The 22,092-nt window shown below is 64.7% G+C and carries 21 protein-coding genes; 8 read left to right on the top strand and 13 right to left on the bottom strand.

All coding sequences use genetic code 11. From position 1 onward, the window contains the following. Nucleotides 1–38: 38 nt before the first annotated feature. From K289_RS0121940 to K289_RS0121925, 4 genes are all read right to left on the bottom strand, one after another. Nucleotides 39–278 carry a PilZ domain-containing protein gene (locus tag K289_RS0121940; RefSeq protein WP_027553506.1) on the bottom strand — a complete coding sequence of 80 codons (240 nt, stop codon included), beginning with the start codon at nt 276–278 and terminating at the stop codon, nt 39–41. Between the two features lie 106 nt (nt 279–384). Further along, complete coding sequence (locus K289_RS0121935) at nt 385–2,061, bottom strand: FMN-binding glutamate synthase family protein (RefSeq protein WP_027553505.1); 1,677 nt, start codon at nt 2,059–2,061, stop codon at nt 385–387. Between the two features lie 151 nt (nt 2,062–2,212). Beyond that, complete coding sequence (locus tag K289_RS0121930) at nt 2,213–3,091, bottom strand: patatin-like phospholipase family protein (RefSeq protein ID WP_027553504.1); 879 nt, start codon at nt 3,089–3,091, stop codon at nt 2,213–2,215. Between the two features lie 137 nt (nt 3,092–3,228). Then, nucleotides 3,229–4,002, bottom strand: coding sequence for a ferredoxin--NADP reductase (locus tag K289_RS0121925; protein WP_027553503.1), 774 nt, complete (start codon nt 4,000–4,002; stop codon nt 3,229–3,231). Nucleotides 4,003–4,375: 373 nt separating this feature from the next. On the opposite strand from K289_RS0121925, the gene K289_RS0121920 reads away from it, so the two are divergent. Beyond that, on the top strand, nt 4,376–5,308 hold the full coding sequence (locus K289_RS0121920) for a RimK family alpha-L-glutamate ligase (protein ID WP_027553502.1): 933 nt from the start codon (nt 4,376–4,378) through the stop codon (nt 5,306–5,308). A gap of 163 nt (nt 5,309–5,471) precedes the next feature. Here the strand turns inward: K289_RS0121920 and K289_RS0121915 are convergent, their stop codons facing one another. Together K289_RS0121915 and K289_RS0121910 are read right to left on the bottom strand one after the other, a co-directional pair. Continuing rightward, complete coding sequence (locus K289_RS0121915) at nt 5,472–6,392, bottom strand: amino acid ABC transporter substrate-binding protein (RefSeq protein ID WP_027553501.1); 921 nt, start codon at nt 6,390–6,392, stop codon at nt 5,472–5,474. Nucleotides 6,393–6,404: 12 nt separating this feature from the next. Then, nucleotides 6,405–7,700: a dicarboxylate/amino acid:cation symporter gene (locus K289_RS0121910; RefSeq protein ID WP_027553500.1), complete on the bottom strand. Its 1,296-nt coding sequence runs from the start codon at nt 7,698–7,700 to the stop codon at nt 6,405–6,407. Nucleotides 7,701–7,911: 211 nt separating this feature from the next. On the opposite strand from K289_RS0121910, the gene K289_RS0121905 reads away from it, so the two are divergent. The 4 genes from K289_RS0121905 (at nt 7,912) to K289_RS0121890 (ending at nt 13,029) form a co-directional block, all read left to right on the top strand. After that, nucleotides 7,912–8,913 (top strand): NADP-dependent oxidoreductase, encoded by a 1,002-nt coding sequence (locus K289_RS0121905; RefSeq protein WP_027553499.1) that lies wholly within the window; start codon nt 7,912–7,914, stop codon nt 8,911–8,913. Between the two features lie 157 nt (nt 8,914–9,070). Beyond that, nucleotides 9,071–9,910, top strand: coding sequence for a cysteine rich repeat-containing protein (locus K289_RS0121900; protein ID WP_027553498.1), 840 nt, complete (start codon nt 9,071–9,073; stop codon nt 9,908–9,910). A gap of 369 nt (nt 9,911–10,279) precedes the next feature. Next, nucleotides 10,280–11,419 (top strand): FAD-dependent monooxygenase, encoded by a 1,140-nt coding sequence (locus K289_RS0121895; RefSeq protein WP_027553497.1) that lies wholly within the window; start codon nt 10,280–10,282, stop codon nt 11,417–11,419. After that, nucleotides 11,416–13,029, top strand: a complete 1,614-nt coding sequence (locus K289_RS0121890; RefSeq protein ID WP_027553496.1) for a benzoate-CoA ligase family protein — start codon at nt 11,416–11,418, stop codon at nt 13,027–13,029. Before K289_RS0121895 ends, K289_RS0121890 begins: the two co-directional genes overlap by 4 nt. A 184-nt stretch (nt 13,030–13,213) precedes the next feature. Here K289_RS0121890 and K289_RS0121885 read toward each other — a convergent pair whose 3' ends face one another. After that, nucleotides 13,214–13,726: a MarR family winged helix-turn-helix transcriptional regulator gene (locus K289_RS0121885; protein WP_027553495.1), complete on the bottom strand. Its 513-nt coding sequence runs from the start codon at nt 13,724–13,726 to the stop codon at nt 13,214–13,216. Further along, the gene (maiA, locus tag K289_RS0121880) at nt 13,716–14,348 is read right to left on the bottom strand and encodes a maleylacetoacetate isomerase (RefSeq protein ID WP_027553494.1); all 633 of its coding nucleotides are present in this window, start codon (nt 14,346–14,348) and stop codon (nt 13,716–13,718) included. The genes K289_RS0121885 and maiA overlap by 11 nt, the downstream gene beginning before the upstream one ends. Before the next feature lie 207 nt (nt 14,349–14,555). Here maiA and gtdA point away from each other — a divergent pair, with 207 nt between their 5' ends. Next, entirely contained in the window at nt 14,556–15,596 is a 1,041-nt protein-coding gene (gene gtdA, locus K289_RS0121875) for a gentisate 1,2-dioxygenase (RefSeq protein ID WP_027553493.1), read from the top strand. 124 nt (nt 15,597–15,720) lie between these two features. Here gtdA and K289_RS0121870 read toward each other — a convergent pair whose 3' ends face one another. The 4 genes from K289_RS0121870 to K289_RS0121855 form a co-directional block, all read right to left on the bottom strand. Further along, on the bottom strand, nt 15,721–16,545 hold the full coding sequence (locus tag K289_RS0121870; protein WP_027553492.1) for an ABC transporter permease: 825 nt from the start codon (nt 16,543–16,545) through the stop codon (nt 15,721–15,723). Further along, nucleotides 16,538–17,311, bottom strand: a complete 774-nt coding sequence (locus K289_RS0121865; RefSeq protein WP_027553491.1) for an ABC transporter ATP-binding protein — start codon at nt 17,309–17,311, stop codon at nt 16,538–16,540. Before K289_RS0121865 ends, K289_RS0121870 begins: the two co-directional genes overlap by 8 nt. A 180-nt stretch (nt 17,312–17,491) precedes the next feature. Further along, nucleotides 17,492–18,496, bottom strand: a complete 1,005-nt coding sequence (locus K289_RS0121860) for an ABC transporter substrate-binding protein (RefSeq protein ID WP_027553490.1) — start codon at nt 18,494–18,496, stop codon at nt 17,492–17,494. A gap of 19 nt (nt 18,497–18,515) precedes the next feature. Next, nucleotides 18,516–19,880: an FAD-dependent oxidoreductase gene (locus tag K289_RS0121855; protein ID WP_027553489.1), complete on the bottom strand. Its 1,365-nt coding sequence runs from the start codon at nt 19,878–19,880 to the stop codon at nt 18,516–18,518. A 112-nt stretch (nt 19,881–19,992) separates the two neighbouring features. Here K289_RS0121855 and K289_RS0121850 point away from each other — a divergent pair, with 112 nt between their 5' ends. Both K289_RS0121850 and K289_RS0121845 read left to right on the top strand, forming a co-directional pair. Beyond that, a complete protein-coding gene (locus K289_RS0121850) occupies nt 19,993–20,874 on the top strand; it encodes a LysR family transcriptional regulator (RefSeq protein WP_027553488.1) in 882 nt (293 codons plus the stop codon). A 66-nt stretch (nt 20,875–20,940) separates the two neighbouring features. After that, complete coding sequence (locus K289_RS0121845; protein ID WP_051310726.1) at nt 20,941–21,213, top strand: hypothetical protein; 273 nt, start codon at nt 20,941–20,943, stop codon at nt 21,211–21,213. A 13-nt stretch (nt 21,214–21,226) separates the two neighbouring features. Here K289_RS0121845 and K289_RS0121840 read toward each other — a convergent pair whose 3' ends face one another. After that, nucleotides 21,227–22,030, bottom strand: a complete 804-nt coding sequence (locus K289_RS0121840; protein WP_027553486.1) for an enoyl-CoA hydratase-related protein — start codon at nt 22,028–22,030, stop codon at nt 21,227–21,229. Nucleotides 22,031–22,092: the final 62 nt, after the last annotated feature.

Below are 22,092 nucleotides of genomic sequence, written 5' to 3'. Positions count from 1 at the left end.
GACAGCTTGGGTTCGAGCTCAGGCCAAACGCAAACCCCTCAGTCGAATTTCACCCCGATCCGCTTCTCCTTGCGCCAGACGACATGGCAGGCCAGATGCCTGCCGTCGGCGGGAACAACCAGTGTGAAATGCTCGGGGATGCCGACTGGACTGGTGACGTCGAGCGCGGCGCCGGTGTCGGAGAGGTTGCGCACCGTGCAATCGATCGCGCCGCCGCCGAACTCGATCGTTCCGGCCTTCAGCACACGGTGCCTGGCTTTGTCGCGGCGTTCATCCATGGGGCGAATCTATACCTAAAGTTGAATCGGACGTTAAGCCCCCGCGCCGCTCGCGGCAAGTTTACCCCGCCGAAAGCTCACCGGCATCTGTGGTGGGGCCGGCGCCTCAGAGCGCCGGCTGGAAGGTCTCGGCCCGCGCCATCCGCCAGGCGTCGCGGAAGCGCGCATCTTCCGTGCCTTCGAGCAGCTCGCCCGGGCGCAGCGATGGATAGAGCTGCGCGAAGGACCGCACCTCGGTCGTCGAGTTGCGCTGGGTGAAGTGGATCGGGCGCAACTGCTGCGGATGGTCGAGGCCGGCTGCGGCGATCAGCTCGGCCAGCGAATGCAACGTCGCGTGGTGATAATTGTGCACGCGGTCGATCTTCAGCGGCACATAGAGCGCGCGCGCCCGGGTCGGATCCTGCGTCGCCACGCCCGTCGGGCAGCGGTCGGTGTGGCAGCTCAGCGACTGGATGCAGCCGAGCGAGAACATGAAGCCACGCGCCGAATTGCACCAATCGGCGCCGATCGCCATCGCGCGCGCCATGTCGAAGGCGGTGGCGATCTTGCCGGACGCGCCGATCTTGATGCGGTCGCGCGCATTGATGCCGACCAGCGCGTTGTGGACGAAATTGACGCCCTCGCGCATCGGCATGCCCAGATGATCCATGAACTCCAGCGGCGCGGCGCCGGTGCCGCCCTCATTGCCGTCGACGACGATGAAATCCGGATAGATGCCGGTCTCCTGCATCGCCTTGCAGATCGCCAGGAATTCCCAGGGGTGACCGATGCACAGCTTAAAGCCGGCCGGCTTGCCGCCAGACAGCCTGCGCATCTCGGCGACGAACTGCATCATGCCGACCGGGGTCGAGAACGCGCGGTGCGAGGCCGGCGAGATGCAGTCCTCGCCCATCGAGACGCCGCGAATCTTGGAAATCTCCTCGGAAACCTTGGCGGCCGGCAGCACGCCGCCATGGCCCGGCTTGGCGCCCTGGCTGATCTTGAGCTCGACCATCTTGATCTGGTCTTCGCTCGATACGCGCGCGAACGCCTCCGGATCGAAGCTGCCGTCGCTATGACGGCAACCGAAATAGCCCGAGCCGATCTCCCAGATGATGTCGCCGCCCATCTCGCGGTGATAGGGGCTGAAGCCGCCCTCCCCGGTGTCATGCGCGAAGCCGCCCTTCTTCGCGCCGGCGTTCAGCGCGCGCACGGCGTTCGGACTGAGCGCACCGAAGCTCATCGCGGAAATGTTGAACACCGACGCCGAGTAGGGCTTCTTGCAGTCGGGGCCGCCGATGGTGATGCGGAATTTCTCCTCGGCATGCGCCTTGGGCGAGACCGAATGGTGCATCCACTCGTAGCCCTCGCGATAGACGTCCTCCTGGGTGCCGAACGGACGCTTGTCGAGCTCCATCTTGGCGCGCTGATAGACCACCGCGCGGGTGTCACGCGAGAACGGCATGCCGTCCTTCTCGCTCTCGAAGAAATACTGCCGCATCTCGGGCCGGATCTCCTCGAGCAGGAACCGGATATGCGCCGAGATCGGGTAGTTGCGCAGGACCGCGTGGCTCTTCTGGAGCAGATCGCGAATGCCGAGCAGCGTCAGCGCGCCGAAGATCAGGATCGGGATCAGCAGGATGTCGAAGATCTTGTGGTCGGCGATGCCGATGCCGATCAGCAGCGCGGTGACGACCGCGCAGATCGTCAGGACGATGAAGCGCGGCGAGAATGGGAGCAGCAGAGTCTCCACGACACTCTCTTCCGCCTGCGGCGAGGTTTGCGCTTTGTTATTGTCGGCCACGATTACATCCTCTCGTCGAAAATGACGGGATACATTATTGCCGACGCCCTCTTGCGGTTGTGACGCGGCTGAGGTTTCAGGCTACCGAATTCGGCCGGCGCAAATCAATCCATCCGATGGGCAGGGCTTTTGCGCTGCAAAAGATGACAGGTCAGTGACCATGCGGCATCGCCTCGTGGGGAATATGGCCGTGCCGATCGAGGCCATCCTGTGCGAGCCAGGCGTCGGTGCTCTTGATGGCGCGCTCGATATGGTCGTCGGTCCGCGAAAAATCGTAAGGCGAGCCCACCAGCGGACAGAGCGGCGGCACCACGACATACTCGATGTCGGAAGCCAGCCCTTCCAGCTCGCTGACCAGTTGCCGCGCGATCAGCAGCGTCAGGGCGTGCAAGGCGTTGGCAACGGCGCCCACCGGGGGATTCTCGGTCGCGCAGGCATGCCCGGTCGGCAACACGATCAGCCGCTTTGCGCCCTTCTGAATCGCGACCCGAATCGGCGTGTTCGAGGAGATCGCGCCGTCGGCGAGGAAACGGTTGCGGTAATGCACCGGCGTGAAGGCGCCGGGGATCGCGGTCGACGCCAGGATCGCCTCCACCGCCGGGCCCTCCGACAGCACCACGCTCTCGCCGGAGATGAAATCAGTGGTGACGATGTGGATGGGAAGCCGGGCCTCCTGGAGATTGCGATAAGGCAGGTGATCCTCGACGAGCCTGCGGATGCCGTCATGGGGGATCAGAAAATCCCGCCGCCACACGAAGCCGAGCAGGGTCCGCCAGGTGACCGGGAAGACGTCGCGGCGCTTCAGGCCGCGCCACAGCGCCTCCAGGCGGAGGACGCCCTTGAGCGAGGGATCGCCGGCGTAGTAGGCGCCGTTGATCGCGCCGACGCTGGAGCCGACCACGAAATCCGCGACGACCCCGTGCTTGGCCAGCGAATGCATCATGCCGACCTGGATCGCCCCAAAGCTGCCACCGCCCGCCAGCACGAAGGCGGTCGGCTTTGCCGAACGATCATGATCGGTCACGGACAAGACGTGCGCAGCTCCCCCTCTCGCGGCGCAACATCGGCGCGAGATTTTGGAGCGAGCTTATAACAAGGCCCCCGCGACGGGGGCCAATAACAAAGTCGGGGGAGGAAGGTGAAGAAGGGCCCTCGCTGGAGCGGCGATCACCGCTCCACGAACGCCTTCTCGATCACGAAATGGCCGGGCTTGTTGCCCGCACCTTCGATGAAGCTGCGGCCTTCGAACATGACGCGCAGCTCCTCCAGCATCGCCGGGCTGCCGCACATCATGATGCGGTCGGTGGCGATGTCGAGCGGGGACTGGCCGATATCGTTGAAGAGCTGCTCGGAGTTGATGAGATCGGTGATGCGGCCGCGATTGCGGAACGGCTCGCGGGTCACGGTCGGGTAATAGACCAGCTTCTCGGAGAGCAGCGGCCCGAACAATTCGTCATCGCGAAGGCCTGCGACGAGCTGCTCGCCATAGGCGAGCTCTGAGACCTGGCGGCAGCCATGCACCAGGACGATGGTCTCGTACTGGTCATAGACGTCAGGGTCCTTGATCAGGCTGGCGAACGGCGCGAGGCCGGTGCCGGTCGACAGCAGCAGCAGCCGCTTGCCGGGAATGAGGTTGTCGGTCACGAGCGTGCCGGTCGCCTTGCGGCCGACCAGGATGGTGTCGCCTTCCTTGATCTTCTGCAGGCGCGAGGTCAGCGGGCCGTCCTGGACCTTGATCGAGAAGAACTCGAGCTCTTCCTCGTGATTGGCGCTCGCCATGCTGTAGGCGCGCAGCAGCGGGCGGCCATCGACCTCGAGGCCGATCATCGCGAACTGGCCGTTCTGGAAGCGGAAGCCGGTGTCGCGGGTGGCACGGAAGCTGAACAGCGTGTCGGTCCAGTGATGGACGGAAAGAACCTTCTCTCGGTAAAACGCGCTCATTTTTTCGACATTCCGAATATTTGCGGGTTTTGGACAAAAGCGTTGCCCGGCCTCTGCAAGCGAGGCGAACACCACTTGCCATGGCGGAGGATTTCGCGTGTGTGATCTACGCCATTGAGGCTAATAATCAACCTCGATCCGGCTGTAATTGACGCCGGTCAAACCGGCATTGGCCGTTGATTTGACAGGAAAATTAACGATTTCCTCTGGATAGCTGCATTGCGGCAATTTCTTTGCTCAAAGGACCTTCCGCGCAGCAGATAATTTCCGTTTCGCTCGCGAGAATTTCATTAAGAATAGCTCTGATTTTCACTCCCTTTGGCGCCGTTTCCCGCATTTTTGCGGCTTCTGGCGACAGGAACGACTTGGACACATGGCAGGCGGCGAGCGGATCTTCGTTCAGGCGATCAGGCGCTATTGCGCGAACCATGGCATCACAGTCGATGTCCGCTCCGGCGGCTGGCTGATCGCGATGCGCCGAGGCGAGCGGCGCCACTTCGCCTTTGGGTACGATATCGGCCTCAACAGCGCCATCGCGCATCGCCTTGCCAACGACAAATCCGCAACCGCGGAGGTGCTGTCGCTCAGCGGCGTGCCCTGCATTGCCCATCGCCTCTTCCTCAATCCCAGCCTGGGCGAGCATGTTGCGGAGACCGGCTGGCGCGAGGCGATGCTGGCGCTGCTGGCGCAAAATCCACGGGGCGTGGTGGTGAAGCCCAATGAGGGGACGTCGGGCCGCTCCGTGTTTTGGGCGACGAGCCCCGATCAACTCGATCGCGCCGTCAGCGAAGTCTTTGCGTCGAGCCTCGGCCTCGTCATCTCGCCCTATGTCGAGATCGAACAGGAGATCCGCGTGATCCTGCTCGATCGGACGCCGCTGATCGTCTACCGCAAGGAGCGGCCGTCGGTCGTCGGCGACGGTGTGCACAGCGTGCGCGATTTGGCGCGTGCGACAGGACAAGAGGAGCAACTCAACCAACTCGATGCAGCGGCACTGGACGCGGTCGCGCCCAGGGGCGAGCGGCGCGTCCTGACGTGGCGGCACAATCTCGACGCCGGCGCGCAGCCGGTGCTAGTCAATGACGACGAAGTGCGGGCAGCTTGCGTGAAACTCGCCATCGACGCCGCAAGCGCCATCGGCATCGCCTTCGCATCGGTCGACGTGGTCCGTGTCGATGGCGCCTGGCAGGTGCTCGAGATCAATTCCGGCGTGATGATGGAGGCGCTGGCGAAGCTGTATCCGGACCTCGTGCAGGCGACGTATGATGCGGCGCTGGATCGGGTGTTTGGCGAGAGTACTGGTTGAATTCATGCGGCGAAGCCGGGTGAGGGGTCTCTCTCCGCGCGGGAGCTTCTCGCAACAGAACTTGCGGAAGCAACCCCTCATCCGGCGCTTCGCGCCACCTTCTCCCACAAGGGCAGAAGGGATAGCAGCGAGATCGCGGCGCGATCACAGCAACGCAAGCAAGCTAATTATTCGCGCTGGCCGAATCGTCCATCGCCTTGAACGCCTCTTCCAGTTGCAGCGAGATCGGCACGTTCAGACGCTCGCCGGTGGGAAGCCGTGCGATGAACCATTTGTTGTAGAGCGGCACCAGATCGTGGTTGGAGCCGAGCTTGCGGAAGGTGCGCTCGACCACGGCGGAGAGCTGCGGCTCGCCCTTGCGGAACATGATGCCGTAGGGATCGTAGGAGAGGTAGTCGCCGGTGACGCGGAACTTGTCCTGCGCCTTGTGACGCACGATCAGGCCATAGAGCAGGATGTCGTCGGTCGCGAACGCGTCCGCCTTGCCGTCGGCGAGCATCTGGAACGACTGCTCATGGTCCGGCGAGGTCACGATGTTCAGGCCGAGCGAGAACTTCTTGTCGGCCGCATGCATCGCCTGCTCGTTGGTGGTGCCTTTCGTCACCACCACGGTCTTGCCCTTCAGGTCAGTGATCGCGGCGACGTTGGATGCCTTCGGCACCATCAGCTTGGTGCCGGCGACGAACATCAAAGGCGAGAAAGCGACGCGCTTGCCGCGCTCGGCATTGGCCGTGGTCGAGCCGCATTCCAGATCGATCTTGTTCTGAAGCACCGCGTCGATGCGGTCGTCGGAAGTGACCTTGACGTATTCGATCTTCAGGTTGGGATCGTCGACCTCGGTGCCGATCTCCTCGACGATGGCCTCGCAGAGCTCGAGGCTGTAGCCGATCGGACGGCCCGCCTGGTCGAGGAAGGAGAACGGCAGCGAGCTCTCGCGGTAACCGAGCCGCACGGTGTGCGCGTTCTTGATCGCCGACAGCGTCGGGCTAAGTCCTTCGCTGCCGCCGCTCTGGGCGCAGGCGCCGGTTGCCAGCAGACTCGCCGCCAGCAACAGTCCGCCCGCGATCATCGTTGAAGGGCGCATGAGGCACTCCCATCAATGGCCGGCCATCGCCGGCACCTCGCCGGGCACCATGTCGCCCGGTACGGCCTCATCGGGTCCGAGCGCATGCTCGGGCCCGAGCTCGCCTTCCCACTTCGCCACCACCGCGGTGGCGAGCGAGTTGCCGATCACGTTGGTGGCGCTACGGCCCATGTCGAGGAAGGTGTCGATGCCCATGATCATCAACAGGCCTGCCTCGGGAATGCCGAACTGGGCGAGCGTGGATGCGATCACCACCAGCGAGGCGCGCGGCACGCCGGCGACGCCCTTCGAGGTGATCATCAACGTCGCCAGCATCGCGAGCTGCGTCGCAAGCGACATCTCGATGTGGTAGGTCTGCGCAATGAAGATGCTCGCGAAGGTGCAGTACATCATCGTGCCGTCGAGGTTGAAGGAGTAGCCGAGCGGCAGCACGAAGCTCGAGATCCGCGAGGAGGCGCCGAACCTGGTCAGGCCCTCCAGCGTCTTCGGGTACGCCGCCTCCGAGCTCGCGGTCGAGAACGCGATCATCAGCGGCTCGCGGATCAGCCGCAGCAGATGGCTGTAGCGCGGCCCGATCACGATGAAGCCGACGACCACCAGGATGCCCCACAGGATCAGTAGCGACAGATAGAAGCCGCCCATGAAGACGACCAGCTTCCACAGCACCAGGAGGCCGTTCCTGGCCACCGTTGCGGTGATGGCGGCCCAGACCGCGAGCGGCGCGAAAAGCATCACATAGCTCGTGACCTTGAGCATGATGTGGGAGATGTCGTCGATCAGCGCCAGGATCGGCTTGGAACGCTCGGGCATCGCGCCCATTGCCACCGAGAAGAACACGGCGAAGATCACGATCTGCAGGATCTCGTTCTGCGCCATCGCGTCCGCGATCGAGGTCGGGATCAGATGGGTCAGGAATTTCTCGATCGAGAAGGCAGAGACCGGCAGGCCGGTGGACTGCGCCTTGTCCGGCAGCGTACCGGGGAAGTTCGCGCCAGGCTGAAGCAGATTGACCATGACGAGGCCCAGCATCAGCGACACGAAGGAGGCGCTGACGAACCAGCCCATGGTCTTGGCGAAGATGCGCCCGAGCTTGGAGCCCGAGCCCATATGGGCGATGCCGCCGACCAGGGTCGCGAACACCAAAGGCGCGATGATCATCTTGATCAGGCGCAGGAACATCATGGCGATCAGGTTGATGGACGACGCCCACTCGGCGCGCGTGTCGGGCAGGAAGTTGTAGATTGCCGAACCCATGACGATGCCCAGCACCATCGCGGCCAGAATGTATTGCGTAAACCTGTTCGACATCGCTTACCCCCACGTACACCGGCGCTTCATGATGTCGCAGTTATGACGACTCCGCAACACGCTTGGCGTGCGGTTGCGACGCCTCGATGTTCCCGTTGCGAAACGGAAGTCCGCGCTCTAGCCTTCATGCAGCGCACAACGAATGCGGCTTGCACCTTTTCCTTGCGGCAGCTGCACCAATAATCGTCAGACAATTGAAGAGGGGAACACCATGAGCGCGAACGTCAATCGTCAGATTCTTCTGGTGGAAAAGCCGAGCGGCAAGCTCGGTCCCGAACATTTCAAGATGGTGGAGAACGCGGTGCCGGAGCCGAACGACGGCGAGGCCCTGCTGCGCGTGCGATACATCTCGCTCGACGCCGCCAACCGCGCCTGGATGCACGGCGCGACCTACCGCTCCGCGGTCGAGGCCAACAGCGTCATGGCGGGCGGCGCCATCGCCGAGGTCGTGAACTCGAAGGCGCCGGGGCTTGCGCCCGGCGACATCGTGTTCGGCGACACCGGCTGGCAGGAGTATGCCGCAGTTTCCGCAAAGCATCTGACGAAAATGCCGAAGCTCGAGCCGCTCACGCATCTTCTCAGCGTGTTCGGCATCGCCGGCCTCACCGCCTATTTCGGCCTGCTGGAGATCGGCAAGCCCAAGGAGGGCGAGACCGTCGTGGTCTCGGCCGCCGCGGGCTCGGTCGGCTCGATCGTCGGGCAGATCGCCAAGATCAAGGGATGTCGCGTGATCGGCATCGCCGGCGGCGCGGACAAGTGCAACTGGCTGACCTCGGAACTCGGCTTCGATGCCGCGGTCGATTACAAGGACGGTGCGGTGTTCAAGGCGCTGCGCGCGGCCGCCCCCAACGGCATCGACGTTTATTTCGACAATGTCGGCGGCGACATTCTGGAAGCCTGCCTGCCGCAAATGAACAATTACGGCCGCATCGCCTGCTGCGGGGCGATCTCGCAATATGACGGCACACCCTCCGCGCATGGCCCGCGCGGCGTGCCCGGGCTGATCGTGGTGAAACGGCTCGTGATGCAGGGCTTCATCGTGATGGACTACATGAAGCAGAGCCAGCGCGCGCTCGCCGATCTCCAGGCCTGGGTCAAATCCGGCAAGCTGAAAGTCCAGGAGGACATCATCGATGGGCTGGAGAACACGCCGAGGGCGCTGATCGGATTGCTCGCGGGCGAGAACCGCGGCAAGCGCATGGTCAGGCTCTGACGACGTCGTTACGTCGCAATTTCACCGGCACAATCTACTTGCGGTAGAGGCCGAAGCGACCAATGATACCGCTTGCGAGGTATCACTCGCGATGATTGCGATTGCATTACCTTTCAAAAAATCGTCGGCGTCACCGACAGGGCAGGAATTCAGTCAGATGTTCAACACGTTGAAACATGTCTCAACGCGCAAGGCGTTGCTGGCGGCGGCACTGTTCGCAACCGCAACAAGCGCATTCGCGCAAGCGCCGACCGAGGCGCAGAAGAGCGCCATCCGGTCCGCATGCCGCTCGGACTTCATGGCGCACTGCTCGAGCGTAACGCCCGGTGGCGTGGAAGCATACCAATGTCTCCATAAGAACATGTCCAGCCTGTCATCGGGATGCCAGACCGCGGTCCGCGCGGTCGAGCCTTCGGCCGCGCCCAAAACCGAAGCCGAGCCGGCTAAATCCGAACCTGCCAAATCCGAACCTGCCAAATCTGAACCAGCAAAGACTGAAGCGGCAACGGAGGCTCCGAGGGCCGCATCCAAGACCGAGGCTCCCAAGACCACGGCGGCCAAGCAGCCGAGCAGCGCACAAGTCGCGGCGATCAGGAGCGCCTGCCGCGGCGACTATCCCAAGGTCTGCGCCGGCGTTCAGCCGGGCGGCGCGGCGGCGCTCGAATGCCTGGAGAAGAACGAGGCCAAGGTGTCGCCGGCCTGCGAGAAGGCCGTGAGCGCCGCGGCCGGCGGCGGCGCAACGGCGGCCGCGCCGGCAGGCGCCACTGGCGCGGCTCCGGCGGCGGCACCTGCGGCAGCTCCGACGGTGATCGTGCTGCGGCCCCTGCGCTTGCGCGAAGAACTGTTCATCGTGCGCTCCGCCTGCGGCGGCGACATCAACTCGCTGTGCGCCGGCATTGCACCCGGCGGCGGCCGCATCGCGCAATGCCTTGCATCCAACGCGGCATCGCTGTCGCCCGCGTGCAAGCAGGTTCTCGCGCCGTTCGCGGCACGATAGGACCGTACGCGCGGCAGCGCGCAAAATCTGGCGGCGTGCGCGAAGCGATTTCGCACGCCCGCGTCGACACCACCGGAACTGCCGGAGCGAGAGGCGCCGTCGTCGTCCGCAAGCCAGTACCGGCGGTCCGGTGCACGACCGGGCTGGTGAACGGAATCTGGGCGAAGCGCTGCGTCTGACGCCCCGGGTGTTCAAGCCATCCCACTTTGGCTATGCTCGCCCGATGATGGTTTCGGAATCGCGTCATACGCGCGGCCGGATCATGTTCCGGCGTGCCACGGCTTGCCGATAATTCCTCTGGCGCGGGAGGCCGGAGCAGATTAGTCTAGCTCGAGATAGTAAGTATACTGTCAATTAGGGAGGCAGACGTTGCGGATCGCCGTGATTGGCGGGGGGCCGGGAGGGCTCTACTTCGCCTATCTCTGGAAAAAGCGTCACCCCGACGATCAAGTCGACCTGTTCGAACAGAACCCGGCCGACGCGACCTGGGGCTTCGGCGTCGTGTTCTCCGACCAGGCGCTGGACTTCCTGCGCGCTGATGACCCCGAGACGGTCGATGCGATCGCACCGCATATGGAGAGCTGGGAGAACATCACGCTGAACCTGCGCGGCGACAGCGTCGCCATCGACGGCGTCGGCTTCTCCTCGATCGGGCGGCTCGATCTCCTGAAGCTCCTGCAGCAACGCGCGCTCGATGCCGGCGTCACCTCGCGCTTCGACACGCCAGTTCAGGCGATCGACCAGCTCAACGGCCACGATCTGATCGTCGCCGCCGACGGCCTGAACTCGCTGGTGCGCCGCGCCTTCGAAGGCGATTTCGGCACCTCGCTGTCCTATTCCTCCAACAAGTTCGTCTGGTACGGAACCTCAAAGCGCTTCGACACGCTGTCGCAGACCTTCGTGAGGACCGACCGCGGTACCTTCAACGCCCACCACTACCGCTATTCGCCGACCATGAGCACCTTCCTGGTCGAGTGCGACCACGCGACCTGGCACGCCTACGGTTTCGCCTACAAGGACCTTGAGCAGTCCAAAGGCGTCTGCGAGGAGGTCTTTGCGGATACGCTCGGCGGCCACTGCCTGGTCTCCAACAAGTCGGTCTGGCGCAATTTCCCGTGGGTCTGGAACGAGCACTGGTCGTTCAAGAACATGGTTCTGATCGGCGATGCCCTGCACTCGGCGCATTTCTCGATCGGCTCGGGCACGCGGCTCGCGATCGAGGACGCGATTGCATTGGTCAAGGCGCTGGAATCGGATGCGCACCTCGCGACCGCGCTGCAGCGCTATCAGGCCGAACGCAAGCCGGTCGTGCAGAAGCTCGTCGATGCCGCACGCACCTCGGCCGGCTGGTACGAGCATTTCGCCGACCACATGAAGCTCGACCTGATGGACTTTGCCTACAGCTACATCACCCGGTCCGGGCGCATCGACGATTCCAGGCTGCGCGCGATGTCGCCGGCGTTCATGGCCCAGTATGAGGCCGCCAAGAACGGTGGAGATGCGGCATGAGCAGCGAGATCCGTGACCAGGTGCCCGGCGACAGCCCGGGCGCGCGCGAGATCGGCTTTGCCGTTCCGCAAATCTATAATGCGAGCCGCGTGCTGTTCGACAACCTCGCGAGGGGACGCGGCGACAAGGTCGCGCTAATCGGCCCTGCCGGCACGCGCACCTATGCCGAGCTCTGCTCGGAAGCTGGCCGGTGGGGCAACGGCTTCGCCTCGCTGGGATTGCACCGCGGCGATCGCGTGCTGCTGTTCCTCGATGACACGCCGTGTTATCCCGCCGCCTTCTTTGGCGCGGTGCGCGCCGGCTTCGTGCCGCTGCTGATCAATACGCTGACGCCGCCGGACCTGCTGCAATTCTATCTCGCCGATTCCGGCGCGAGCGTTGCGGTGGCGGATGCCGAATTCGCGGCGCGTTTCAACGCGGAGGCCTGCAAGGACACCTCTCTGCGCACGCTGATCGTCGTCAATGGCGAGGCGGGCGACACGGCCGCGCCGAGAGCGATCGCTGCTGCAGGCTGGCTCGCGCAATTCCCGGCCGAGCTCGCGGAAGCCGCAACGGAACGCAACGAGATGGCGTTCTGGATGTACTCCTCGGGGTCGACCGGCCGGCCCAAGGGCATCGTGCATCTCCAGCACGACATGGCCTATAGCGACCTCGCCTTCGCGCAGAACGTGCTGAAGCTGACGCCGGACGACATCTGCTTCTCGGTGCCAAAAATCTTCTTCGCCTATGGCTTCGGCAATTCCATTACCTTCCCGTTCTCGGCCGGTGCCGCGACGCTGCTCCTCCCGGGCCAGCCGAAGCCCGCGGCGATCTTCGCGGCGATCGAACAGTACAAGCCGACGGTGTTCTTCGGCCTGCCGACGCTCTACACCTCGCTGACCAAGGCCGAGGGCGCGGACGAGACGAACTTCTCGTCGCTGCGCATGGCGCTCTCCGCGGCCGAGGTGCTCTCGGCCGAGGTCTTCAACGGCTGGAAGAAGCTCACCGGCCTCGAAATCGTCGAGGGCCTCGGCTCGACCGAGGTGCTGCACATCTATCTCTCCAACCGGGCGGAGCAGAAGAAGCTCGGCGCCGCGGGCTTGCGCGTGCCCGGCTACGAGGTTGCGCTTCTGGACAAGGACGGCCGCGAGGTCGGCGACGACGAGGAAGGCATCTTGTGGGTGCGCGGCGATTCCAACACGCCGCTGTACTGGAACAGGCCGGACAAATCCGCCGAGACCATCCGCGAGGGCGGCTGGATCTACACCGGCGACCGCTTCGTGCGCGATTCCGACGGCTTCCACTTCTTCCGCGGCCGCGCCGATGATCTCGTAAAAATCTCCGGCCAGTGGGTCTATCCGCTCGAGGTCGAGCTGTGCCTGGCCGATCACCCCGAGATTCGCGAATGCGCCGTTTTCGCGGCCGAGCTACCCGACCGGCGCATGACATTGAAGGCAGTCGTGGTGATGAACCGGCGGGGCGTCGACCAGAGCGAGACGACGCGACGGCTCCAGGACTATGTGAAGGGCAAGCTGCTGCCGTACAAATATCCGCGCGAGGTGATCTTCATCGACGAACTGCCGAAAACGGGCACGGGGAAGATTGATCGGCAGGCATTGCTGAGGATGTGAGGGCGACAGTAAGGTACGCGACGCGTAACGACACTCGCAGTGTCATCGTTCGCGAAGGCGGGCGATCCAGCATTCCAGAGACGGTGAGGATACGGAGAAGCCGCGGCGTACTGGATTCCCCGCTTTCGCGGGGAATGACGGCGGAGATAAGGGCGACAGCGTCACCACATCTCCACACTCCCCCTCACCCCGACTTCCCCAGATGCTCCAGTGCATCCTCGGCGCGCAACGGCACGCGCGAGGCCTCGTTGTTGAGGTCGACGAGCTGCACCAAAAGTCCCATCAGCGCCTTGCGGTCGGCGGGCTTCAGCGGCTCCAGCATGCGCGCCTGAGCGCGCTCGACGGCGGGGATGATGTCACGCAGGATGGCGGCACCTGGCTTGGTCAGATAAAGCAGCTTGATCCGCTTGTCCTCGGGCGCCGGCTTGCGCTCGATATAGTCTTTGGCCTGAAGCCGCTCGATCACGCTGCCGAGCGTGGAGCGGTCGAAGGCGATCACCGCCGAGAGCCGCGTCGCGTCGATCCCGGGGTGGGTGTGGATCGCGATCAGCGCCGCATATTGCACCGGCGTGAGATCGAAGCTTCGGCACTCCTCCATGAAGATCGAGACCGCGATCTGCTGCATGCGCCGGAACAGATAGCCCGGCGCGGCATAGACCGCGTCCATGGTGATCGGCAGCGGCGGCTTACTCGGCATCGGGCTGCTTCTCCGGCGCGGCGCTGGCGAAGGCCGGCAGCGCCTTCGCGGCAGCCTCCGCCTGGAGCAGGCGCGGATAGGCTGAGACGTCGACGCCGAAGCGGCGCGCGTTGCCGAGCTGCGGCACGAGGCAGAGATCGGCGAGCGTCGGCGCGTCGCCGAAGCAGAACGGCCCCGGCTCGTCCTTGATCAGCGTTTCGCAAGCTGACAGGCCCTCGCGGTTGACCCAGGCCGCCCAGTCCTGGACCTTCTCCTCGGGCAAACCGAGCTCACGCAGCCGTGCCAGCACTTTCAGGTTCTGGACCGGATGGGTGTCGCAGGCGATCGCTAGCGCGAACGCCCTCACCTTGGCACGTTGCAGCGGATCCTTCGGCAGCAGCGGCGGGTTCGGATGGGTCTCATCGAGCCATTCGATGATGGCGACCGACTGGGTCAGCACCGCACCCGCATCGCTCTCCAGTGCCGGCACAAGCCCCTGCGGGTTGATGGCGAGATAGGCGGGCGCGCATTGCTCGCCCTTGCGCAAATGATGCGGCAGATGCTCGGCGCCGAGCCCCTTCAGGTTCAGCGCGATCCGCACGCGATAGGCGGCGCTGGAGCGGAAATAGCCGTGCAGCTTCATCGGAACCCTCCCTCTCTTTTTAGTCTGTCATTCCGGGGCGACGCGCCAGCGTCGAGCCCGGAATCCATAACCACCATCGGGAGTATGGATTCCGGGCTCGCGCCTTGCGGCGCGCCCCGGAATGACGGCGTCTAGCATTCATCACTGATTGACGCTACCCAGATCGTAAGTATACTGTCAAATTAGAAAACAAACAGGAGGCGCGCCATGGAAGCCGTGACCAAGACGCCGGAACGCGAGGCGTTCTACCGGAAGATCGACGGCGAAAATCTCACCGCGCTCTGGACTGTCATGAGCGACCTGATCACGCCGGAGCCGAGGAGCGCCTGCCGGCCGCATCTCTGGAAGTTCGACGTCATCCGCGACTACATGACAGAAGCCGGCAAGCTAATCACCGCCAAGGAAGCCGAGCGGCGCGTGCTGGTCCTGGAAAATCCGGGCCTGCGCGGGCAATCCAAGATCACGACGTCGCTCTATGCCGGCGTGCAGATGGTGGTGCCCGGCGACGTCGCGCCCGCGCACCGGCACAGCCAGTCGGCGCTGCGCTTCGTGCTCGAGGGCAAGGGCGCGCACACCGCGGTCGACGGCGAGCGCACCGCGATGGAGCCCGGCGACTTCATCATCACGCCGTCGATGACCTGGCACGATCATTCCAACGAAACCAACGAGCCGATGTTCTGGCTCGACGGCCTCGACATCCCCCTGGTGCAGTTCTTCGACTGCTCCTTTGCGGAAGGCTCCAAGGAGGACCAGCAGAAGATCACGAAGCCGGCCGGCGACAGCTTTGCCCGCTACGGCCACAATCTCTTGCCCGTCGACGGGAAGCGGAGTTCGAAGACCTCGCCGATCTTCAGCTATCCCTATGCCTACACCCGCGAGGCGCTGGAAAGCGCCAAGGCGCGCGAGGAGTGGGATGCCTGCCATGGCCTGAAGCTGAAATTCAGCAATCCCGAGACTGGCGATTTCGCGATGCCGACCATCGGCACTTTCATCCAGCTGCTGCCGAAGGGTTTTACGACCGCACGCTACCGCTCGACCGACGCGACCGTGTTCTGTCCGATCGAAGGCAAGGGTCGCACCCGCATCGGCGAGGCGACGTTCGAGTGGGGCCCGCGCGATCTGTTCGTGGTGCCAAGCTGGCACTGGGTCACGCATGAGGCCGACGCGGACGCCGTGTTGTTCAGCTTCTCCGACCGCCCCGTGCAGCAGAAGCTCGATCTGTTCCGCGAGGATCGCGGGAATGCGTGAGGGCTTACCTTCGTAGGGTGGGCAAAGGCGCACCTGCGCCGTGCCCACCATTCCCTGCGAATGAGGTGGACGCGGTGGGCACGCTGCGCTTTGCCCACCCTACGGCTCCGTCCTCCCGGCGAAGCTATCGCCAGTGCAACAGCTTCGTCTCGAGCAGATTGATCACCTTCCCGACCGCCAGCCCGAACACCGACAGGATCACGACGCCCGCAAGCAACTGATCCGTCTGCATGAGATTGCCGGCCTGGAGCACGAAGGCGCCGATGCCGTACTGGGCGCCGATCATCTCGGCACTGACGACCAGCAGCAGCGCGACCGAGGCGGTGATGCGGAAGCCGGCGAGGATCGAGGGCAGCGCGCCCGGCCAGATCACCTTCCGAACGATGGTGGCGAACGGCACATTGAAACTCTGCGCCATGCGGATGAGATTGCGCGGCACGGCATCGACGCCGCTATAGACCGAGATCGCGGTCGAGAAGAACACGCCGAGTGCAATGGTCGCGATCTTCGGCTCTTCGCCGATGCCGAGCCAGAGGATCAGCAGCGGCAGCAGCGCGATCTTCGGGATCGGGAACAAGGCGGAGATGAACGTGATGCCGACACTGCGCGCAAGGCGCGACAGGCCGATGGCGAAGCCGACGGCCACGCCCGCCGCCGTTCCCAGCAGCCAGCCGACACCGATGCGCAGCAGCGAAGCGGAAAGGTGCTGCCAGAGCGCCCCCGAAATCGCGAGCTCATAGATCGCGCGCGCGATCGCCGACGGGGCTGGCAGGAACAGCGGATTGACGAGACCGGCACTGCCGGCCGCCTGCCACACCGCGATGACGAGCGCGAGCGCGATCCAGCCGCCGAAACGGCTGCTCGCGGGCACGAACCCCGCGCCGCGGAAGCGGACGCGCCGGGTCGTTTCGTCCTTCGCCGATGTTTCCGTTGCCGCACGATCAAGCATGCTGGACCTCGCGCTCGGCATCGATGGCCTCGTTACGGATCAGCGACCAGATCTGGTTCTGGAGCGCGAGCAGCTTTTCCCGCGCCGACGTCTCACCACGCGCCGCGCGCGTCATCGGCACGGTCACGACTTCGCGAATACGCCCCGGCCGCCGCGACAGCACGACGATGCGGTCGGCGAGCCGCGCCGCCTCTTCGAGATTGTGCGTGACGTAGACTGCGCCCATGCCGCCGTCGGCGAGCAGGCGGACAAAATCTTCCATCAACAGCTCGCGGGTCTGCGAATCCAGCGCCGAGAGCGGCTCGTCCATCAGGAGAATGGCGGGCTTGACGGCGAGCGCGCGCGAAATGCCGACGCGCTGGCGCATGCCGCCGGAAAGCTGCTTCGGATAGGTCTTGCGGAAATCGGTCAGACCCGTGCGCCGCAGGGCATCGTCGACCAGCGCGCGGCGCTCGGCCGACGAGAGATGGGTGTGCAGCAGCGGGAATTCGACATTCTCCTCCACCGTGGCCCAAGGCAGCAGCGCAAAGTCCTGGAACACGAAGGTCAGCGGATTGAGACTGTCCGCCGGCGGCGCCCCGCGCAGCTCGGGCGCGCCTGACGTCGGCTGCAGCAGCCCGCCGAGGATCGACAGCAGCGTACTCTTGCCGCAGCCGGACGGCCCGACGATCGCCACCACCTCGCCCGCACCGACCGTGAAGGAGACGTCGTCGAGCACGGCGAGGTCGCCGAAGCGGTGGGTGATGTGGTTGGCGATCAGGTCCATGTCACACGCTGCTCCCTGATCCGTCACCCCCGCGCAACGGCGAAGCCGTTGTCGCTGGAGGTGCCGGAGCGAAGCGGAGGCCTCGAAGGGCGACGGCCGCGCTGCATCCCGGCCGTGCATCCTTCGAGGCTCGCTTCGCGAGCACCTCAGGATGACGGGGATGGTTATTCGCCTGAGGCATCAATCCGCCTTCACAAAATCCTTGGCGATGATCGCGTTGGCATCAAAGCCCTTGTCGGCAAAGCCCTGCTCCTGCAGCCACTTGATCTGGTTGTCGACGTTCTTCACATCGAGCTTGCCGTCCGGATCGATATAGGCGCAGTTGCCGACCACCTGCTCGAGCGGCAGATTGGTGTATTTCGCGATGATCTCCAGCAGCGGTTTTGTCCGCTCGTTGATCGGCACGACGCCGTCCTTCATGGCGGCGAGGATCACGTCGTGATATTCGCGGTCAGCCTTGGCGAGCGCGCCGAGCAGCTTTGTGACGAGTACCTTGTTGGTGAGCGTCTTCGGCGAAGCGAATATCGCGCCCAATTGCCAGGGCGTCTCGTCGCCGACCCAGCCCAGGAATTTCGCGCCGCCCTCGTCCATCAGCTTTCGCGCGGTCGAGACCGGAAGCAGCGCGGCATCGACCGTCTCGCCCTTCAGCGCCGCCGCCGCATTCGACAGCGATTGCAGCGGCACGATCTTCACGTCGGCGAGCTTGAAGCCGTATTTGTCCGCGAGCAGGCCGAGCGAATAGTGGAAGGAGGAGCCGACCTGCGTCACCGCGACCCGTTTTCCGGCGAGGTCCTTCGGCGACTTCAGCCCGGCGGCATAGGCGTTGTTGCTGGCGAAATAGCCGATCAGGGGATAGCCGGCCTTCTCCCGGCTCATGCCGCCGATCACCTTCAGCGTGCCCTTGCCGGCGAGATTATAGAGACCTGCGGTGAAGGCGGTGATGCCGAAATCGACGTCGCCCGAGGTGGTGGCAACCGCAATCGGCTGCGCCGCATCGAAAAATTTCAGCTCGACCTCCAGGCCGGCCTCGCGAAAGTAGCCCTTGTCCTGCGCGATGAAGACGGGCGCGGACGAAGACAGCCTGAGCACGCCGATCTTGGCCTTCAGCGCCTCCTCGGCCTGCGCCGATCCAATCGTCGTCAGCGCCAACAGAACAACTACTGCGAACCGCGCAACCCAACCCATCCGGCTTCTCCGTCGTTTCTTACAGCCCTTCGGGCACGGTCTGGTCCCGCCCGATGAAGGCGCCCTGTTGTTTCAACGTTTCCTGCAATTTTTCAACCGGGATGTCACGCGGGATCCGGTTTCCGTCGAGCGCCAGCGCGGCGGCGGAACCGGCCGCCTCACCCATGACGAAACAGGCACCGGAGACCCGCGCCGCCGACTGCCCCTCATGGGTCATCGAGGCGCAGCGGCCGGCGACCAGGAGATTGTCGACGCCTTCGGGCACCAGCATGCGATAGGGCAGCTCGTTATAGCCACGCGACTCCGGGATCGGCGGGAAGGTGAACACGACATCGCCGGGAACATGAGCCTCGATCGGCCAGCCATTGACGCCGATGGAATCCTCGAACGAGGCGCAAGTCAGCACGTCCTCGCCGCTGAGCTGATAGCCACCCTTGATGCGGCGGGTCTCGCGGATGCCGAGCTGAGGCGGCAGGTCGACGATGTAGGATTTTTCAAAGCCCGGCACGGTGCGCAGGAATTCGAACGCGGCGAGCGCCTGCTTGCGGCCCTCGATCTCGCCGCGGGTGAGGTCGTCGGGCTCGATGCCGTTGATGGCGTGGCCGTCCTCGCGCGCTACTTGCGTGAAATTCACCCGCCATTCGATCCCTGATTTCTGCGGCCGCACGATCGCGCTTTTGCGCGGGAATTTGTGGGTGCCGGCGGCGATGGCCTTTTCCATCAATTGCGGGATGGTCCGCCAGGCCTCGCCCGCCCGCTCGGGATCTATGCCGTTGAGACGGAGCATCATCGACGGGTAGAGCGGATGGCCATGCGCGTCGCCGACCTCGAACGGCGCGCCCGCCCAGACGGCGAGATCGCCATCGCCGGAGCAGTCGATGAAGATTTCAGCGCGAACCGCCTGCCGCCCGGCCTTGGTCTCGACCATCAGCGCGTCGATGCGGCGGTCGTCACCCATCACCACGCCGGCGCCGAGGGCGTGGAAGAGGATGTGCACCTTGTGGCTTGCAAGAAGTTCGTCGGCCGCGATCTTGTAGGCGGCGGTGTCATAGGCCTGCGCGAAGACCTTGCCGAGGATCAGATGCGGAGCGTTCAGGCCGTTCAACCGATCGATCCGGGCGAGCAGCTCGGAGGCCATGCCCTGCACCAGGCGGTGGGCCTTGCCGTAGACATTGCCATGCAGGCCGCAGAAATTGGTGACGCCGGCTGCGGTGCCCATGCCGCCGAGAAAGCCGTAGCGCTCGATCAGCAGCGTCCGCCGCCCCGCGCGCGCGGCTGATGCCGCCGCCACGATGCCGGCCGGTCCGCCGCCGAGCACGACGACTTCATACTCGCCGTAGAGCGGCACCTGGCGTGCTGGTTCCTCGATCGTCGTGGCCCGCATGGCGCGTCCCATCCCTGAAAATCCTTTGCTTGCGCCCGACTATGAATTAACGCGGGTGAGGCTACAATCCACCAAAATACGCGATCAGTTTTCGTGAATCGAGAAAGGTCGAATGGACATACTGGTGAACCTTCAGGCCTTCCTCGCCACCGCTGATGCGGCCGGCTTTTCCGCCGCCGCGCGAAAGCTCAACGTCTCGACCTCGGTGGTCGCCAAGCGCGTCACGCAGTTGGAGGCGCGGATCGGCACGCCGCTATTCCACCGCTCGACGCGGCAATTGCGGCTCACCGAGGCCGGTCAACGCTATGTCCACCGCGCACGCGGCGTCGTCGCCGACGCCACCGACCTGCTGTCGCGGATGGGCGAGAAAGGCCACGACCTCGTCGATCACCTGCGCATCAAGGCGCCGACCTCGCTCACCGTGGCACGGCTCGCCGACGCCTTCAGCACCTTCCAGACCAAGAACCCGCGACTGAAACTCGAGATCGTGCTGATCGATCGCCCGGTCGATCCAGTGACAGAGGGCTTCGACATCGCCATCGGCGCCTTCCCGCATTCATTCGGAGGTGTCGTCGACGAACCGCTATGTCCGCTGAAGCGGTTGCTCTGCGCTTCACCCGCCTACTTGAAGAAACACGGCACGCCAAAGCATCCGCGCGACCTCGTCGATCATCGCTGCCTCAGTTTTCTGCCGACCGGCCCCGAATGGATTTTTGACGGACCGCGGGGCCGCATCAGCATCCAGGTCAGTCCGCTGCTCGCCTCCAACGAGGGACATGTGCTGGCGCGCAGTGCGATCGCCGGCAATGGCATCGCGCTGATCTCGCATTATCTCGTTGCGGATGCCCTGCGCGCCGGCACGCTCAAGCCGGTGCTGCGCGACTTTCCGATTCCCGAGCTGTGGGTGAAGGCCGCCGTCCCCGAGCGGCGGCGCAATGCGGCCGCGGTGCAGGCGCTGCTCACCCAGCTCAAGACGTCGCTTGCGGCGCTGTGATACCGTCGCGCTGCTGTCACAACATGACGGTTGCTCCAGGCCATCGGACCTGAGAGAAGAGGCGCCATGGATTCGACGCTTTTGAAATTCGCTCTTCCTGCCCTGATCGCCGTCCTGATGTCTGCCGGTCCCTCCTCGGCGCTGGAGCAGAACTGCCGCTTCATCCAGGCCAAGGCCGATCGCGAAGCCTGCTACAAGCGCCAGGAGGAAGAACTGGCCGCGCGGCGCAAACCCGCGACGCCGACCGACGAGAGCAAGACGCTCGAATCGGTGCGGCAGATGCGCCAGGACGACGAGGCCGTATATCGCAGCATCCACGGCATCTGCCGCGGCTGCTGAGCAGCCGACGCGGTTACGCCTTGCGCGGCCCCCAATTACCCGCGCGTTTCTCGGCGAACGACGCCAGCCCTTCCGCCGCTTCCGCGCTCTGGCGTTTCACTGAATGCAGGTGCACGAGCCGCTTGTAAGCCGCATCATCCACGGCCATTCCGCCGAACGAGCTCTCCAGCGCCAGCCGCTTGGTCTCGGCCATCGCCTCCGGTCCGTTGGCGAGCAACTGCTCGACCACCTTGGCGCCGGCGGCATCGAGATCGGCAAGCGGCACCACGTCATGGACGAGGCCGATGCGGCGGGCGTCCTCGGCGCCGAAACGCTCGCCGGTGAGTGCGTAACGGCGCACCTGCCGCACGCCGATGGCGTCGCAAAGCTGCGGGATGATGATCGCGGCGGTCAGGCCCCAGCGCACTTCGGTGATGGAGAACAGCGCGTTGTCGGCCGCGACCACGACGTCGCAGGCCGCGATCACGCCGGTACCGCCACCAAAGCAGCCGCCCTGCACCAGCGCGACCGTCGGAATCGGCAGCGTGTTGAGCCGCTGCACTGCCTCGAACGTCGCCCGGGACGCCGCCTCGTTCGCCTCAGGCGATTGCGGCCGCACGCCGTTGATCCATTTGAGGTCCGCGCCGGCCTGGAAGTGCTTCCCGTTGCCCCGCAGCACGACGACGCGAAGGCCGGGCTTCTTGCCGAGATCGTCCATGGCCGCGAGCACGCCCGCGATCAGCGCGCCGTCATAGGCGTTGTTGACCTCGGGCCGGTTCAAGGTGACGGTCGCGACGCCGCGCGCATCGAGGGTCCACAGGACGGGGCTGGCGGTCATCGGTGATCCTCCGGTCGTTTGTTTGCCGCGCACTATGGCCGAGGCCGCGCGTCCTGATCCAT

Origin of the sequence: Bradyrhizobium sp. Cp5.3 (assembly GCF_000426265.1) — a bacterium.
Classification (GTDB): domain Bacteria; phylum Pseudomonadota; class Alphaproteobacteria; order Rhizobiales; family Xanthobacteraceae; genus Bradyrhizobium; species Bradyrhizobium neotropicale.
This window is presented reverse-complemented; position numbering and strand designations above follow the sequence as displayed.